At 38.1% G+C, this 14,705-nt stretch carries 19 protein-coding genes; 16 read left to right on the top strand and 3 right to left on the bottom strand.

Going from position 1 to position 14,705, the window contains the following annotated elements:
• Position 1: 1 nt before the first annotated feature.
• The 6 genes from J2Z32_RS18200 to J2Z32_RS18175 all read left to right on the top strand — a co-directional run bounded on the left by J2Z32_RS18200 (position 2) and on the right by J2Z32_RS18175 (position 5,047).
• Positions 2–1,462: a glycoside hydrolase family 1 protein gene (locus J2Z32_RS18200; protein ID WP_210090623.1), complete on the top strand. Its 1,461-nt coding sequence runs from the start codon at positions 2–4 to the stop codon at positions 1,460–1,462.
• Between the two features lie 32 nt (positions 1,463–1,494).
• Positions 1,495–2,346: a PRD domain-containing protein gene (locus J2Z32_RS18195; RefSeq protein ID WP_210090622.1), complete on the top strand. Its 852-nt coding sequence runs from the start codon at positions 1,495–1,497 to the stop codon at positions 2,344–2,346.
• 243 nt (positions 2,347–2,589) lie between these two features.
• Positions 2,590–3,831 carry a DNA polymerase IV gene (locus J2Z32_RS18190; protein WP_210090621.1) on the top strand — a complete coding sequence of 414 codons (1,242 nt, stop codon included), beginning with the start codon at positions 2,590–2,592 and terminating at the stop codon, positions 3,829–3,831.
• Complete coding sequence (locus J2Z32_RS18185) at positions 3,828–4,190, top strand: YolD-like family protein (RefSeq protein WP_210090620.1); 363 nt, start codon at positions 3,828–3,830, stop codon at positions 4,188–4,190. The genes J2Z32_RS18190 and J2Z32_RS18185 overlap by 4 nt, the downstream gene beginning before the upstream one ends.
• Before the next feature lie 148 nt (positions 4,191–4,338).
• Positions 4,339–4,653 (top strand): hypothetical protein, encoded by a 315-nt coding sequence (locus J2Z32_RS18180; RefSeq protein WP_210090619.1) that lies wholly within the window; start codon positions 4,339–4,341, stop codon positions 4,651–4,653.
• A gap of 169 nt (positions 4,654–4,822) precedes the next feature.
• Positions 4,823–5,047, top strand: a complete 225-nt coding sequence (locus J2Z32_RS18175; RefSeq protein ID WP_210090618.1) for a hypothetical protein — start codon at positions 4,823–4,825, stop codon at positions 5,045–5,047.
• Positions 5,048–5,569: 522 nt separating this feature from the next.
• Here J2Z32_RS18175 and J2Z32_RS18170 read toward each other — a convergent pair.
• The 3 genes from J2Z32_RS18170 to lexA all read right to left on the bottom strand — a co-directional run bounded on the left by J2Z32_RS18170 (position 5,570) and on the right by lexA (position 6,754).
• Positions 5,570–5,746 (bottom strand): YjfB family protein, encoded by a 177-nt coding sequence (locus J2Z32_RS18170; RefSeq protein ID WP_210090617.1) that lies wholly within the window; start codon positions 5,744–5,746, stop codon positions 5,570–5,572.
• A 75-nt stretch (positions 5,747–5,821) separates the two neighbouring features.
• Positions 5,822–5,998 (bottom strand): aspartyl-phosphate phosphatase Spo0E family protein, encoded by a 177-nt coding sequence (locus tag J2Z32_RS18165; protein WP_210090616.1) that lies wholly within the window; start codon positions 5,996–5,998, stop codon positions 5,822–5,824.
• 126 nt (positions 5,999–6,124) lie between these two features.
• On the bottom strand, positions 6,125–6,754 hold the full coding sequence (lexA, locus tag J2Z32_RS18160; protein WP_210090615.1) for a transcriptional repressor LexA: 630 nt from the start codon (positions 6,752–6,754) through the stop codon (positions 6,125–6,127).
• 276 nt (positions 6,755–7,030) lie between these two features.
• Between lexA and yneA the strand changes: the two genes are divergently transcribed.
• The 10 genes from yneA (at position 7,031) to J2Z32_RS18110 (ending at position 14,592) form a co-directional block, all read left to right on the top strand.
• The gene (yneA, locus tag J2Z32_RS18155; protein ID WP_210090614.1) at positions 7,031–7,414 is read left to right on the top strand and encodes a cell division suppressor protein YneA; all 384 of its coding nucleotides are present in this window, start codon (positions 7,031–7,033) and stop codon (positions 7,412–7,414) included.
• A gap of 195 nt (positions 7,415–7,609) precedes the next feature.
• Complete coding sequence (locus J2Z32_RS18150; protein WP_210090613.1) at positions 7,610–7,783, top strand: DUF896 domain-containing protein; 174 nt, start codon at positions 7,610–7,612, stop codon at positions 7,781–7,783.
• Between the two features lie 26 nt (positions 7,784–7,809).
• Positions 7,810–8,343, top strand: a complete 534-nt coding sequence (locus J2Z32_RS18145; protein ID WP_210090612.1) for a hypothetical protein — start codon at positions 7,810–7,812, stop codon at positions 8,341–8,343.
• A 35-nt stretch (positions 8,344–8,378) separates the two neighbouring features.
• Complete coding sequence (locus J2Z32_RS18140) at positions 8,379–9,176, top strand: HAD family hydrolase (RefSeq protein ID WP_210090611.1); 798 nt, start codon at positions 8,379–8,381, stop codon at positions 9,174–9,176.
• Between the two features lie 189 nt (positions 9,177–9,365).
• Positions 9,366–10,292 carry a ribonuclease Z gene (rnz, locus tag J2Z32_RS18135; protein ID WP_210090610.1) on the top strand — a complete coding sequence of 309 codons (927 nt, stop codon included), beginning with the start codon at positions 9,366–9,368 and terminating at the stop codon, positions 10,290–10,292.
• A 371-nt stretch (positions 10,293–10,663) separates the two neighbouring features.
• The gene (locus J2Z32_RS18130; RefSeq protein WP_210090609.1) at positions 10,664–11,452 is read left to right on the top strand and encodes a TIGR01457 family HAD-type hydrolase; all 789 of its coding nucleotides are present in this window, start codon (positions 10,664–10,666) and stop codon (positions 11,450–11,452) included.
• Between the two features lie 18 nt (positions 11,453–11,470).
• On the top strand, positions 11,471–12,286 hold the full coding sequence (locus J2Z32_RS18125; protein WP_210090608.1) for an Fpg/Nei family DNA glycosylase: 816 nt from the start codon (positions 11,471–11,473) through the stop codon (positions 12,284–12,286).
• Positions 12,276–13,145: a deoxyribonuclease IV gene (locus J2Z32_RS18120; protein ID WP_210090607.1), complete on the top strand. Its 870-nt coding sequence runs from the start codon at positions 12,276–12,278 to the stop codon at positions 13,143–13,145. Before J2Z32_RS18125 ends, J2Z32_RS18120 begins: the two co-directional genes overlap by 11 nt.
• Before the next feature lie 38 nt (positions 13,146–13,183).
• A complete protein-coding gene (locus tag J2Z32_RS18115; RefSeq protein WP_245251591.1) occupies positions 13,184–13,507 on the top strand; it encodes a cyclic-phosphate processing receiver domain-containing protein in 324 nt (107 codons plus the stop codon).
• A 17-nt stretch (positions 13,508–13,524) separates the two neighbouring features.
• Complete coding sequence (locus J2Z32_RS18110; protein WP_245251590.1) at positions 13,525–14,592, top strand: SAM-dependent methyltransferase; 1,068 nt, start codon at positions 13,525–13,527, stop codon at positions 14,590–14,592.
• Positions 14,593–14,705: the final 113 nt, after the last annotated feature.

Genomic DNA, 14,705 nt, shown 5'->3' with positions numbered 1-14,705 from the left:
AATGAGTAAAGGATTTTCAGAAACATTTTTGTGGGGTGGCGCTATTGCCGCCAATCAGGCGGAAGGTGCATGGAATATAGACGGAAAAGGACTCTCTGTCGCTGATGTTGGTTTGTACAAGCCAAATGTAGATGTAGAGGATTATGAAGGTCATCAAGCAATCTCGTCTAAAGCGATTGAAGTTGCAATGCAGGACAGAAGTGATAAAAACTACCCTAAGCGTAGAGGGATTGATTTCTACCATCGTTACAAGGAGGATTTGGCGTTATTTGCGGAAATGGGCTTTAAGGCATTACGTGTATCGATTGCATGGAGTCGCATTTTCCCAACAGGGGAGGAAGCGGAGCCCAATGAGAAAGGCTTACAGTTTTATTTTGACTTATTTACTGAAATGAAGAGACTTAATATTGAACCGATTGTTACCTTATCTCACTATGAAATGCCGTTAGCATTAAGTGCGAAATATAATGGCTGGGTAGAACGAAAAGTTGTTGATTGCTTCGTGAAATTTAGCAAGGCATGCTTTTTACGCTATAAGGAGCTAGTGAAATATTGGCTTACCTTTAACGAGATTGATAGCATTCATCGTCATCCGTTTACGACGGCGGGGATTGTGCCTGATCGTTGTCCAGAGGGCAAAGAGGAAGCGGTTGTCTATCAAGCACTTCATCATCAATTTGTAGCCTCAGCATTAGTTACGAAGGATTGCCATGAAATTATACCAGGCAGCCAAGTGGGTTGTATGTTGACCAAGTTAACTACGTATCCTAACACCTGTAACCCAGAAGACGTTGCAGTCACCCTGCAAAGAAATCTTCATAACTATTTTTACGCTGATGTACAGGTATTTGGAGAGTATCCCGTCTTAATTGAACGTATGCTAGAGCAAAAAAACATTCACATTCATATGGAGCCTAATGATCGGGAAATCTTAAAACAGCACACGGTGGATTATGTTTCATTTAGCTACTATATGTCGTTGACAGAATCGGCAAAGGAAGGGTTAGAACGCACATCTGGTAACACCATTATGGGGGTTAAAAATCCTTACTTGCCTTCTACGGAATGGGGCTGGCAAATCGACCCTGTTGGCTTAAAAATTTCATTGATTGAATTATATGATCGCTATAAGAAGCCGTTAATTATCGTGGAAAATGGGATGGGCGCAGTGGATCAGGTGGAGCCGGATGGTTCTATTCATGATCATTATCGGATTGACTATTTTAGAGCACATTTACAGCAAATGAAGGAAGCGGTAGAGGCGGGCGTTGATTTGTTTGGCTACACAAGCTGGGGCTGTATCGACCTCATTAGTGCCTCAACCTCACAGATGTCTAAACGGTATGGTTTTATTTACGTTGATCAAGATGATGAGGGGAATGGAACATTGGCACGTAGCCGTAAGGATTCCTTTTATTGGTATAAAAAAGTAATTGAAAGCAATGGACAAGATTTAGATTAGTGCAAGTTCTTTCTTAAAGGAAGGTGATTGCGGTGATCAAAATAAAAAAGGTTCTCAATTCTAGTGTGGTACTTGTGGAGGATCAGGATCAAAAGGAATATATTTTGTTTGGCAAAGGCATTGGGTATGGGCAAAAAAGTGGAGATATTGTGCTAGAGCATCAGGCGGATCAAATGTTTGTTCCAGTCGAGCATATTCAAATTAAGCAATATCTTGGCTTGCTAAATGCCATTGCCCCCGTCTATGTAGAGCTAACCCAGCAAATTGTTGTCTATGCAGAGGAGCAGCTTCAAACGAAGCTAAATACAGGGATCTATTTTACACTGATGGATCATCTTAGCTTTGCAGTAGAACGCTTCAATAAACAAATTAATATTACAAATAAAGTGTATTGGGAAATTAAAAATTATTACGCTGAGGAATTTGCAATTGGACAATTTGCCTTGAAGCTAATGAATGAAAAATTAGAGATTAACTTGCCCAAAGAAGAGGCAGCCAATATCGCCTTCCATTTAATTAATGCTCAGAGCGAAAAAAAAGAGTCACAGGATGCGATGAAGGTAGCCAAAATGATTGGGAGCATCGTTAATTTGGTGAGATATTCACTGAACCTTGATTTGGATCACGACAACATTCATTACACACGTTTTATTACGCATGTGAAGTTTTTTGTGGAACGCTTTTATGCTCATAAATTGTTAGATGCAAAGGATGATATCTTATTTAAGCAAATTGCGAATCTTTATCCTGAAGCGATGGATATTGCGTTTAAAGTAAAAGGGTATATCCACCAGCTTAACGAGGTAATGATTCCAAATGAGGAGCTTACTTATCTTGCCGTGCATATTCATCGATTAATTTCCTATAATCAGCTTCAGGAATAAGTGGATAGAAAAAGAATAGGGTTGTAAGTTTACAATATATAAACTGTAGAATGTAGAATTTAGCAAGAATCCGGCCATGTTGCTTCTAATGTGGCTGGATTTTTTTGTTGTCAATGATGATCATGGTCTACAGGTTCAAGATATTCAAGCCTAAACTAAGTGGTCGATTCTTCCATTGAATAAAGAACAAATGTTCGCATATAATACAAATAGATGTTCGTATATTTGAACTGGAGGGTAGATATGACAACAAAGAAACGTACGATCATGCTGATTGATATGCAAAGCTTTTATGCCAGTGTGGAGAAGGCGAAATACCCACAATATCGAGACTTACCTCTTGTTGTAGCAGGGGATCCTGCACGTAGATCGGGTATTATTTTGGCAGCTTGTCCTTTAGCCAAAGCCTATGGGGTAACGACCGCGGAGCCGTTATGGCAAGCGCTACAGAAATGCCCAGACCTTGTTATTGTTCGCCCTCATATGGAGCAATACATTGCGAAGTCGATGGAAATTAAGCATATTATTGAGTCCTATACCGATTTGGTTGAGCCTTACAGTATTGATGAGGTATTTGCAGATGTGACGGGATCACTCCATTTTTATGATGGGGAGGCGTATGCCTTAGCTAAAAAAATTCAAGCACATATTTTACAGGATACTCAAATATTTGCCCGGCTTGGAATCGGTGAAAACAAAGTAGTTAGTAAGCTGGCTTGCGATCTCGTTGCTAAAAAAACAGCGGACGGTATTTTCATTTTAAATAAGGAGGAAATGCACCAGCATATTGGTAATAAGCCGATTAGAGGCATGTGGGGGATTGGCTCCCGTATGGAGAAACATTTGCAAAATATGGGGATTGAAACAATTGAGCAGCTCGCCTCAGCTTCATTAGGCACATTGCGTAGACGTTGGGGTGTAAATGGGGAGGTCATTTGGCGTGTGGCAAATGGGATCGATGATTCACCTGTAAGCAGGTTAAGTCATCATATCCAAAAGGATATCGGCAATGCGATGACGTTGCCTAGAGATTATATTCATGCCAAAGATATTGAAATTGTCATTCATGATTTATGTACAGAGGTTTGCCGAAGAGCAAGGAAAAAGGGAGTTGCAGGAGGGACTGTTGCACTAAGTGTGAGTGGGGCTGATTTTAATGTGCGAACTGGCTTTCACCGACAAATGAAGCTTTGTGATCCAAGCAATGTTACACAGGAGGTGTATGAAGCGGCTTGCAAATTGTTTCATCTTCACTGGGATCGCCAGCCTGTACGGGGCGTTGCGGTTAGCTTGTCAGGACTCAGTTGTGACAAAATAGGTCAACTTACATTGTTTGGCGATAAAGAGCATTGGCGTGCCGTAGATCAGGTGATGGATCAAATTAAGGATCGCTTTGGAGAAATTTCAATATTGCGAGCAAACTGTTTAATGCCTGCGGCACAAGCGATTGATCGTGCAGATAAGGTTGGGGGGCATTATAAATGAGTAAAAAGCTTGAAGGCAATGGCTTGTGGGAATCTAGTCGGATGATGTTGCCACAGCATAAGGAAGCTATTATTCAAGATTACATGCGACACGAGCAGCAGGTCTGCCCCATACTAGATGAGCAAGCGCTAGAGCAAATTGAACGTGCATTAATTCGGTCCTTTCGTGAGCGGAGGAAGGTGACCCTTCATATATTTAATCCTGTTAAGTGTGAACAAGTAGAGCTAGAGGGGATGGTAGCTACGATTCAAACTGTAAAAAAAGAGATTAAACTCGCAATAGCGATTGGAGAGTGGAAATGGGTAAGGATGGAGCAGATCATTTTTGCAATTATAGATGATGAAGTAAATGAAGCTTAAATAGCTTAAAATTGTGCCAAATTAAATCTAGTTCCTATTCACTGTCAAGTGGTTCACTTTTATATTTTTATTGCAGAAGAAGTAAGATAAGTCTAGAATAAGAATGTATGTTCTGTTTTGTATTTATTTTTGAATTGGAGTGATGATTGTGCTTCAAGATTTGGATCGGAAGCTGTTACGTTTATTGTTTAATTTTAGTCGCCAGAAGCATAGAATGCCCATGTGGGTAGAGCTAGAATATAAGATGGGATTAAATAAATCACAAATTATTGTTGGATTGCGACATTTAGTTGAGCAACAATACATTTTTTGGCCAGATAATCCTGATTTAAGTACGATTGTGGTTTTGGAAGTTGAGGATCGGGATAAAGTGGCGGGCACAAATAGTGGAGGCATGACCTCTAATCACACTAAACCCAAACAATATCAGGACAGTAATTTAGATTACTGGACGAAATATTAATAATATTAATTTAGACTATATGAAAAACCAACTAAAAAGAAAAATGAAGAAGGGTACTGACTTAATGTCTAGAAATATATATAATGAATTGAACTCATATTGAACTGAGGTAAAATTTAAGCACTGTTCAATCACATATAGTATTGCTCAAGTAAAGAGGTGGAAGTCATTGAATCACACATACAAAGTAGTTAAAACTAATTTGGAATTATTTGCGGCGGCGATATGTGAAGCACATGTTTATGTCGTGTCTATTGATGAGGAGTACCGTGTTAATTTTGAGGATTTTGGGGGCACAGTACAGTTAATTACCTCAGACATCGTTAGAATTTCAGGAAAAGAATTTTCGCGCAAGAAGTACCAGTTTAGAGTAGAGGTTGCTAATGGAGAGTAGTCATTCGAATGATAGGTTAATAATAAGAAGATGAAGGGCGCTGTGATTATCTAGCTTAGCCCTTCTTTATTTAGATATGACTTATTTTTTTTCGTGAAGTTAATCGATAAGTAATTAAAGCAATGATGATGTAGAAGCAAGCATAAAGCATCCAATCATCAATATAAAATATCATCTTTGCAAAACTTTGTGCAGTAAATAAGAGAGGAAGGAGTACAGGAATTATTAAGCCTAAATAAATATTTTTGTTAAACTTTTTACATAAGTAACCAACAAGAATTGAACCTAATGGACCTATTACTAGGGTGGGTAATAGTGGGTTCAAATCTTTAAACCATATATATAACATTATGTCCGCCTCCATTCCCCTAAATTATCCCACAATGTAATTCCATTCACAATGTTTAGTTAAGTAATTAAAAGCAGAGACGCCTATAGTAATTCTGAAAAAGAAAAAAAGAAGGGATATCCCTTCTTTTTTTCTCCTTATGTAAATAACTAGCCATTATATAGCTAATAGTATTAAATCTTAATATCTACATTTCCACCAAGATGAGGTTGCGCACTAGTTTCCATAAGCTTAGTTAAAGCCTGAGTTTGAACGGATGTCTGATCTTTCACCATTTTCATCAAGGAAATACCAACGTCCTGTTTTAAATTAGCTTGTGATAACTGTGTAGAAAGTGCAGCAATATCCATAGTAAAACCTCCTGTTGAAAAACATGTAGTTTAATGAAGTGATGTAAAGTATATCAATACTATATCACTAAAAGCTTAATCAGTAGAATTAAATTTTTTCTGATTGAGCATACGTTGATATTCATTTAAAACTTGATCCAGCTCTGTACTAATTTTAATTACCTCAGGATCGGTTAATTGCTTTGCTTGAAAAGCATTCAGCTGTTGGCGAAGCTCCTCAATTTTGTGTAATATCTCCTTGATTTCGTCCATTTTGATCATATCCTTAGCATTGGATTGAATATCTAAGTAAAAGATAATTCTTATAGCTATCATGACCAAAAGGATAAGAAAATATGACAAAATGAATATATTACTAATAACTAATCTTAACTAAAATTAGTGCAAGTCGCGGAACAAACCAATAACCTTACCTAAAATACTTACATTTTTCAATAAAATTGGGCTCATATCAGGATTTTCTGGCTGTAATCTAATATGATCACGTTCTTTATAAAATGTTTTTACTGTAGCTTCATCTTCTTCTGTCATCGCAACAACAATGTCACCATTTTCAGCAGTATGCTGCTGTCTAACAATGACGTAATCCCCATTATGAATTCCAGCTTCAATCATACTATTTCCCATTACAGACAACATGAAAACTTGTCCTTCTCCACTATAATGCTGAGGCAAAGGAAAATAATCTTCGATATTTTCAGTAGCTAAAATAGGAACACCAGCAGTAACCTTACCAATGACTGGTACACGCGTCACAGTATGTGCAAATAAACTAACATCATGATCCCCATCTTCTTGAGCAAGTAGCTCAATCGCTCTTGGTTTAGTTGGGTCCCGACGAATAAAACCTTTTTTCTCTAGGCGATCCAAATGACCATGAACAGTTGAACTAGAAGCCAAACCTACAGCTTCCCCAATTTCTCGAACAGAGGGAGGATAACCCTTTAACCGAACTTCACTACGTATAAATTCAAGAATAGCCTGTTGACGGCTAGAAACCTTTGACACAATAATCAACCCCATCTAATTAACGTATTAGTAAAATTATAACATGGAACCCTCGTTCGCACAAACATAAGTTCTATATAAAAATACTGTTGTTATAGGCTTTTTTGGTTTTTTGAGTACAGAGAAGAGCAAAACTAGTTATTCTATACGTGAAAAAGTGTGTAAAAAAATAAGAATATTTGTTCGTAAAATATATTGAAGCAAACAAGTGTTCGTGATATAGTATAGAAAAACAAGAACGTTCGTTCGATTCGTTCGAAAAAAAGAGGTGCGATCATGTTAAAATATAGTTCATATCAAAGCATTTATACTCTACCTGCTTCACAGGACAATTCGTCAACTAAAATTTCAAACTATGCTACAAAGATAAGTGGAATCAAGGGATTTAAAAAAGTGTGGCGGGTTTTGGGGATAACAATCCTATTTATGTTAATTTGTACTGTAGCAGTGAAGGCATTCGAGTCACCTGATAGAGCTAATAATATAGAAAAAGAAATGGTGATTATACAAGCGGGTGACACCTTATGGCAGCTTGCGACACAATACAAGCCAGAGAAATGGGATACAAGAGCATTTATTCAGGTCATTCAAAAGGCAAATAATATGAAAAATAGCGTTATACATGCAGGCGAGGTTATTGCCATACCAATATTGGATTGAAATTTATAGTTTTACAGTATAAGTAAATCTAAGAAATGTATTTAATGTTATGAAATGCATAAAAAATAATGAAGTTTAATGAGCTTGGGCAGTATAGGTGAAGTTGCCTTGACAAGCTCTTTTAGTCGTGTCAAAGTAAAGGATGAGCGTCTTAAATTGTTGTGAAGTGCTAAAGATAAGTTACAGGAGGAAATTATGGATATTGATGCTTTGGTAGAACGAATTAATCAGCTTGCTCGTAAGCAAAAAGAATCGGGATTAAATGAAGAGGAACTATTGGAAAGAGCTAAATTACGTGAAATTTATTTACAAAATATTCGTAAAAATTTCAGACAGCAGCTTGAATCCATTGAGGTAGTTGATAAATAATACAAAGTTTTGTAGGAGGAAAATGAATGGGGTCATTTGATAGGAAGGTAGAACGGAATCAAGTTCGTTTGAAGAAAAAAGGAATCAATGTAAATACAAATCGTGGCTCGGGCGGCGGTGGAGGCGCGATGATAGGGTCGCGTGGTGATGGTGAGGTTTTTAAAGGAAGAAAAATTGTGCTACCCGTCACTTTAAGTTTAATTGCGATTTTATATGGAGGCTTAGGGATAGCTACAAAAGCAACAGGGGCAGACACTGCAATTTTCTGGATTACAATTGTTTTGTATTTGCTTTTGTCGCTCGTTATCTTTTTAAGAAAACCATATCTTCGTATTCACAAAAACTTCTTATATACTTCACGTTTTAATCGTGACTTAATGGTGGATGCCGCTAATATTGATAAAATTATCATTAGAAAAGACCAGATTGTTGTTGTTCCTAAGGGCAGAGGATCAAAATGGACGTTTAACCGCATCCGTAATCGTTTTGATGTTGCAGCAATGGGAGATAGTTTAGAGAAATTTGGATACACTCATCAGGTTAAAGTTATAAAAGAATAGTTTTGTATAGGATAATTTGGGGAGGAAGATGTGTTGTGACAATTAAGGCTGTATGTTTTGACTTAGATGATACTTTATTATGGGACGATAAAAGTGTAACGGAAGCCTTTGAAGCAACATGTCAAGTTGCACACCAGGAAGCAAACGTTGATGAAGCGCAGCTAGAAGCCGAAGTTCGTAAAGAAGCTAGAGCGCTATATGCTACATATGAACCCTTTGCTTTTACAAAGATGATTGGTATTAATCCTTTTGAAGCTTTATGGGGAAATTTCTCAGCAGGAGAGCAGCCTGAATTTCGTCAATTGGAGCAGTTAGCCCCAATTTATCGTGAGGAGTCTTGGCATCGTGGTCTTAAAGCTTGTGGTGTGGATAATAGAGAGCTAGCTCGTAAGCTTGCAGATCGATTTGGTATTGAACGTCGCAAGCGCCCTTACGTATATGATAATGAAACGTTTAAAGTTCTAGATGAATTAAAAGGTAAATATAAATTATTGCTTTTAACAAATGGTTGTCCTTCATTGCAACAAGAAAAAATAGATGGTGTGCCTGAATTAACACCTTATTTTAATCACATTATTATTTCGGGTACATTCGGAAAAGGAAAACCAGACTCCTCCATCTTCCATCACGCACTTGAGCTGTTAGATGTAAAACCAGAAGAAGCGCTTATGGTTGGTGACAAATTAACGACTGATGTAAAAGGTTCTCTTAGCGTTGGAATGCATGCAGTGTGGGTGAACCGTACTGGACATATCCGTAATGATGAAATTGTGCCAAATTACGAAATTAAACATTTATCAGAGTTGCATGATATTATTGCAGAAAATGCTTAAGTCTAAGCTGATGCAATAACAAAAGAAAGCTCCTTTTGATCCTTAAATGGATTGAAAGGAGCTTGATTGTTTTGCTGCGCTTTTATATTGGTCTCCATTCTGATAAACTAAAGCGTGAACGTTTTGAAGTCTAGATCATCAATGGTAAATTATTTGTTACAGAATGTTGACTAAAAAGGATGATAGTTCATGGAACTTTATTTTTTAGGTACAAATGCAGGAGTCCCTTCACTTGAACGTAATGTTACTTCTGTGGCGCTACGTTTGCTTGAAGAAAGACGCTCATTTTGGTTAATTGATTGTGGGGAAGCGACGCAGCATCAAATTTTACGTTCGCCATTAAAGCTGAGTAAGCTTGAAAAAATATTTGTAACTCATTTGCATGGAGATCACATTTTTGGTTTACCTGGACTTATTTCAAGTCGTGCCTATCAGGGCGGAGATACGCCTTTACAAATATATGGCCCACACGGATTAAAAGCTTTTATTGAAAGTGCACTAGAGATTAGTCAGTCTCATATTAACTATGAGCTTGAAATTATTGAGCATGAGGGTGGGGCTATATTTGAGGATGACCGTTTTTATGTTGAATCAGCCCTGCTTGATCATCGAATTGCTAGTTATGGTTATCGTTTTGTAGAAAAGGATCAACCAGGTAAGTTAAATATGACATATTTAGATTCCTTAGGGATTAAGCCTGGGCCCCAGTATGGTCAGTTAAAACGTGGGGAATGTGTGACTGCGATAGATGGAACTATTGTTATGCCAAGTGATGTTTTAGGTGAACCTAAAAAGGGACGTATTGTAACGGTATTAGGGGATACAAGACCTTGTGCTGGTGTAGCGATATTAGCGAAGGGTGCAAATGTATTAGTGCATGAAGCTACATTTTTACACGAGCTTGCTTCAACTGCTCATACTTATTATCACAGTACTGCCACTCAGGCGGCAGAAGCTGCAAAAGAGGCAGGCGTTAAAACTTTATACATGACGCATTTCAGCTCAAGATACAAATCTGAAGAGCAATTAGAAGCTTTAGCAACAGAGGCGCAGCACACCTTCCCTGCTTCTCAATTGGCACAAGAACATGTCTTGTACCCAATAGAACGCACCTAACTACTGAAGCTATCTAATAATTATAGCTCATTGTTGCTGTAAATAGTGGTTGACAAACACCTGAATTAGCGAAGGGACAGAGGGATTCTGGAGAAGTGCAACGTTCGTATTTAAAACCAGATTTCAACGATAAATTATAATAAAAGAAGGAATCTGGTTTTAACAACGATCGGAAGAACCCTCTGTTTCGTAGCAACCATCAACATCTTGGCAACCACTATTTTCTTGATTTTGAGCTATAATTATTACCCAAATTATTTTCCGGGAAAGCGCAGGAAATGACACTGTTCTTGTACATGCTTCGATGGTGTTCGACGCAAAATAGACAAAATCAAATAGTATTGTTATAGGCTACATAAGGGGGGATTGTCTTGGCAAGCTGGAATGCCTTTTTAATTGATTTAGATGGAACTTTATATCATGGGAGTCGTATTATACCTCATGCGGAGCAATTGATTCATGAGCTTAATCATTGTGGTAAGCCTTATTTGTTTGTTACAAATAACTCCTCACGTACACCAGAGGAAGTAGCATTACATTTGCGTGAAATGGGTATCCCTGCCTTACAGGAACAGGTTTGTACCTCTGCAGTAGCCGCTGCGGATTATATTAAGCGTACGAAGCCCGCTGCTACAGTTGCGCCTATAGGTGAGCATGGATTATTGACCGCCTTGCATGAGGCTAATGTATCGATAGAATGGGAAAAGCCAGATATAGTTGTTCAAGGCATTGATCGTTCTTTTACATATGAAACATTAAGCAAAGCAATGAACTGGATCGCCAACGGAGCTGAGTTTATTTTGACAAATCCCGACCTGATGTTGCCTACGAAGGAAGGTTTTGCGCCTGGCGCGGGTACACTTGGAGCAGCTATTGAAGCGGCTACAGGGAAAAAACCAACAATAATAGGAAAACCCTCTCGCATATTAATGGAATATGCAATTCATAAGTTACAGCTCCCAAATGAACAAATTGCTGTGATTGGTGACAATATGCTAACAGATATTTCAGCGGGTGCTAATGTAGGATGTGGCACTATATTAACTTTAACAGGGGTTACAAATGCCAAAAATTTGGAATCCTTTGAACAAAGGACAAATTTAAAAGCAGATGTGATATGCAATGATCTTATAGAAGTGATTGATTTAATTAGACAGTGAGTGAAAGGATAGATAAACATGCCGGAACTACCAGAAATGGAAAATTACAAAATACAGCTTTCTCAGCACATTTTAGATAAAAAGATAACAAAAGTAGTTGTAAATAGACCAAAATCTATAAATACAAGTGTAGAGCAATTTGAGGCGGAGCTTCAGGATAGACATGTCATTTTTGTAGAACGACGTGCAAAGCATTTAATTTTTCACCTAGATAACGGTAGACGTTTAGTGCTTCATCTTATGTTAGGTGGATTGCTATATTTAGGTTCTGACGAGGATCGCCTTGATCGGACCACACAAATTGAAATTTCCTTTGGTGACAAAGTGTTATTCTTTATTGGGCTACGACTTGGTTATTTGCATTTGTTAACGGCGAAGGAAATTGATGAAAAGTTTGGTCATTTAGGGCCCGAGCCACTACATTCAAAAATGACAGAATCTAAATTTATTGAGCTAATTTCATCACGAAAAGGAAGCATTAAAACGACGTTAACGAATCAAGACGTCATCGCCGGGATTGGTAATTGCTATGTTGATGAGATAGCTTATGAGGCAAAGCTTAGACCAAGTGTAAAAATTCAAAATTTAAATGAGCAAGATTTACGCGAGCTATACCATGCAATGCGAAAAGTGTTGATTACAGCAACACAAGCAGGAGGATACATGGAGTCTCCGCTTATGCAAGGCGATACTTTAACAGGTGGCTCTAATGATTTGTGTGTTGTTTACGATGAGGAGGGCAGTGTATGTCCACGTTGTGGAGATACTATTGTAAAGGGAGAAATTAACGGTAAAAAAATGTTTTATAGTCCTGGCTGCCAGCATGAAAAATAATGTACCTCTGTATGTAGGAGGTCATCACAGTATTCGGACTGGATTCGCAGGTGCAGCATTAACTGCGATGAAGCAGGGAGGGAACTGCTATCAGTTTTTTTCAAAAAATCCACGAAGCCTTACTGTAAAAGATTTTGACAAGGCTGAGGCCACAAAATGTAAAAAAATTTGTAGAGAGAATGACATTCTCTCTGTTATTCATACCCCATATCCAAGTAATTTAGCGGTAGAGACAAATGCTTCGGATGACCAGTTTAATCGTACCACTGCTTCATTAAAAAATGATTTGGAAATTAGTGAGGCGTGTGGGTCAATTGGAATAATTGTTCATTTTGGTATTTATAAGGGAATTAATCTCTTGCAAGGATACCAAAATATTATACAATGTATAAATAAAGTGCTTTCACACTGGCAGGGCAAGTCTATGCTTTTGCTGGAAAATCAAGCAGGTGATCATGGAGACATGGGAATCACCATTGAAGAATTAACTAAAATTCGTAGTTTATGTGAGAAACCCGAATATGTTGGGTTTTGCCTGGATACATGTCATGCATTTGCTTCAGGAATGTGGGTTGGGGATCAGGATAATAACTTTGTCCAAAAGGCTCAAGAGTATAATTTTTGGGCGGATGTTAAGTGTATTCATTTTAACGATTCGCAATACCCTGCTCTGTCCCGTAAGGATCGACATGCAAGACCAGGAGAGGGGTTTATTGGTCAGAAAGGCTTTGAATACTTTTTATCCATTCCTGAGGTACGAACTAAGCCAATGATTATCGAGAGTAGAACTGGAAGAGATGGAACATATAGAGAAGATATTGAAAAGGTTAGACGCTGGGGAGAGCGACAAAACTGTTAATACCGCGGAAGGGAAGATCTTAATTGATTCATTTGTATATGGATGATTTACGACGATGTCCTAAAGGCTTTACTTTAGTTAGATCGGTAGAGGAATGCTTGCAGGTACTTCGTGAGGTTGAGGTTGATATATTATCTTTAGACTATGATATGGGACCAGGAGAGCCAACAGGAAGTGAAGTAGTATCAGGCATGATACGAGAGGGACTTTATGCAAATGAAATTTTTCTGCACACGTCCAGCATGTATGGCAAAAGAAAGATGTATGAGATGTTATATCAAAATAAGCCAGAGCATGTTACCTTGCATGACGGTCCAATTCCTTTTTCTCGTTTGGACGATATAGCAAAAGAAGCAAAATAGAAGTTGGGGGTTAAATTTTGAATCAACTAGAAAATGAAGTCATAGATGAACCAGCATTTTCAAAATTAATATGCACATCTAACCATGGCTTTGCTCCATATGCTCAGGAAGAACTACATCGTTTATTTGGTTCTGTCAAATCAAAAATGCTTGTTCCTGGGGAAGTCATGTTAGTCAGCCTACAGCATGAACTTAAAGAGATCTACGCCGTTATGGAACGACAAGAGCCGATCTTTTTGCGTCATATGTTTGCTGTAAGCTGGGAATATGAGTATGATGAAGTGTCAGGTGATGCTTGGTCGTGGTTAAGTGAGCTAAATCAATTTATTGCTTCGCATAGCTTTTTAAAAGAATCAAATATAGTAGTTCAGGTTCGTAAGTCTACACAGTCTGTATGGCAGGATAGCCCTGCAGAGCTTAAAACAATCATTCAGGATGGTTTAGGTGATTTGGGTGCACAATTTGTAGTCAAAGATGCAGATTATGTCATTTCAATATTTGCTGCGCAAAATGGGGTGTACGCTGGTGTTGAAGCAGTAGGGCATCAGTTGTCTGACTGGAATGGTGGAGCGATTCGTTTTCAAAAGGAAGAAGGGCAAGTATCCCGAGCTAAATTTAAGCTGTTAGAGGCTGAGGTTAGCTTTGGTATTCCATTCTCCTCCTTCCACAATGCACTTGATATTGGTGCTGCTCCTGGGGGCTGGACTTCTTTTTTACTAGAACGTGGATTAAAGGTTACAGCGGTTGATCCAGCTAAAATGGCACCTTCTGTACTTGCTTCACCAAACCTAACTTATCTGAAAAAGAACGCAGATAGTGTAAAGTTTAACGAAGGACAGTTTGATTTGCTAGTGTGTGATATGAGTTGGAGTCCAAAAGGGACAGCAAAACTAGTCATTAACCTATTGGATGCACTTCAGCCTGGAGGTACAGCAATTGTAACGGTTAAGCTACTGCATAAAAAGCCAATGGCACTTATAAGTGAAATTATAAGCATGTTTCAGGATGCAAGACTCCAAGTCCAGCGTGCCAAACAACTAGCACACAATCGGGATGAAATTACTTTATATATGATTAAATATTAACATCGTTAATTAAATCTGTGTTTGAAAAGCATGTTGACAGTTGGATTATATTAACATATACTAATTTCAAATTAAAGCACAAAAATAACTTAGCTGGGAAAGCATCCCATGCA

It is taken from the genome of Paenibacillus turicensis (genome assembly GCF_017873435.1).
Taxonomy (GTDB): Bacteria; Bacillota; Bacilli; order Paenibacillales; family Paenibacillaceae; genus Fontibacillus; species Fontibacillus turicensis.
The sequence above is the reverse complement of the archived record's forward strand: the minus strand, read 5'-3'. Positions and strand labels throughout refer to the sequence as shown.

Excerpts from the sequence above, each read along its gene's own strand:
- J2Z32_RS18185 (WP_210090620.1), top strand. The coding sequence starts at position 3,828 with ATGAGTAAAAAGCTTGAAGGCAATGGCTTGTGGGAATCTAGTCGGATG.
- J2Z32_RS18200 (WP_210090623.1), top strand. The coding sequence starts at position 2 with ATGAGTAAAGGATTTTCAGAAACATTTTTGTGGGGTGGCGCTATTGCC.
- yneA (WP_210090614.1), top strand. The coding sequence starts at position 7,031 with ATGTTAAAATATAGTTCATATCAAAGCATTTATACTCTACCTGCTTCA.
- J2Z32_RS18145 (WP_210090612.1), top strand. The coding sequence starts at position 7,810 with ATGGGGTCATTTGATAGGAAGGTAGAACGGAATCAAGTTCGTTTGAAG.
- J2Z32_RS18125 (WP_210090608.1), top strand. The coding sequence starts at position 11,471 with ATGCCGGAACTACCAGAAATGGAAAATTACAAAATACAGCTTTCTCAG.
- J2Z32_RS18170 (WP_210090617.1), bottom strand. The coding sequence starts at position 5,746 with ATGGATATTGCTGCACTTTCTACACAGTTATCACAAGCTAATTTAAAA.
- J2Z32_RS18165 (WP_210090616.1), bottom strand. The coding sequence starts at position 5,998 with ATGGACGAAATCAAGGAGATATTACACAAAATTGAGGAGCTTCGCCAA.
- J2Z32_RS18115 (WP_245251591.1), top strand. The coding sequence starts at position 13,184 with ATGGATGATTTACGACGATGTCCTAAAGGCTTTACTTTAGTTAGATCG.
- J2Z32_RS18120 (WP_210090607.1), top strand. The coding sequence starts at position 12,276 with ATGAAAAATAATGTACCTCTGTATGTAGGAGGTCATCACAGTATTCGG.
- rnz (WP_210090610.1), top strand. The coding sequence starts at position 9,366 with ATGGAACTTTATTTTTTAGGTACAAATGCAGGAGTCCCTTCACTTGAA.
- J2Z32_RS18190 (WP_210090621.1), top strand. The coding sequence starts at position 2,590 with ATGACAACAAAGAAACGTACGATCATGCTGATTGATATGCAAAGCTTT.
- J2Z32_RS18150 (WP_210090613.1), top strand. The coding sequence starts at position 7,610 with ATGGATATTGATGCTTTGGTAGAACGAATTAATCAGCTTGCTCGTAAG.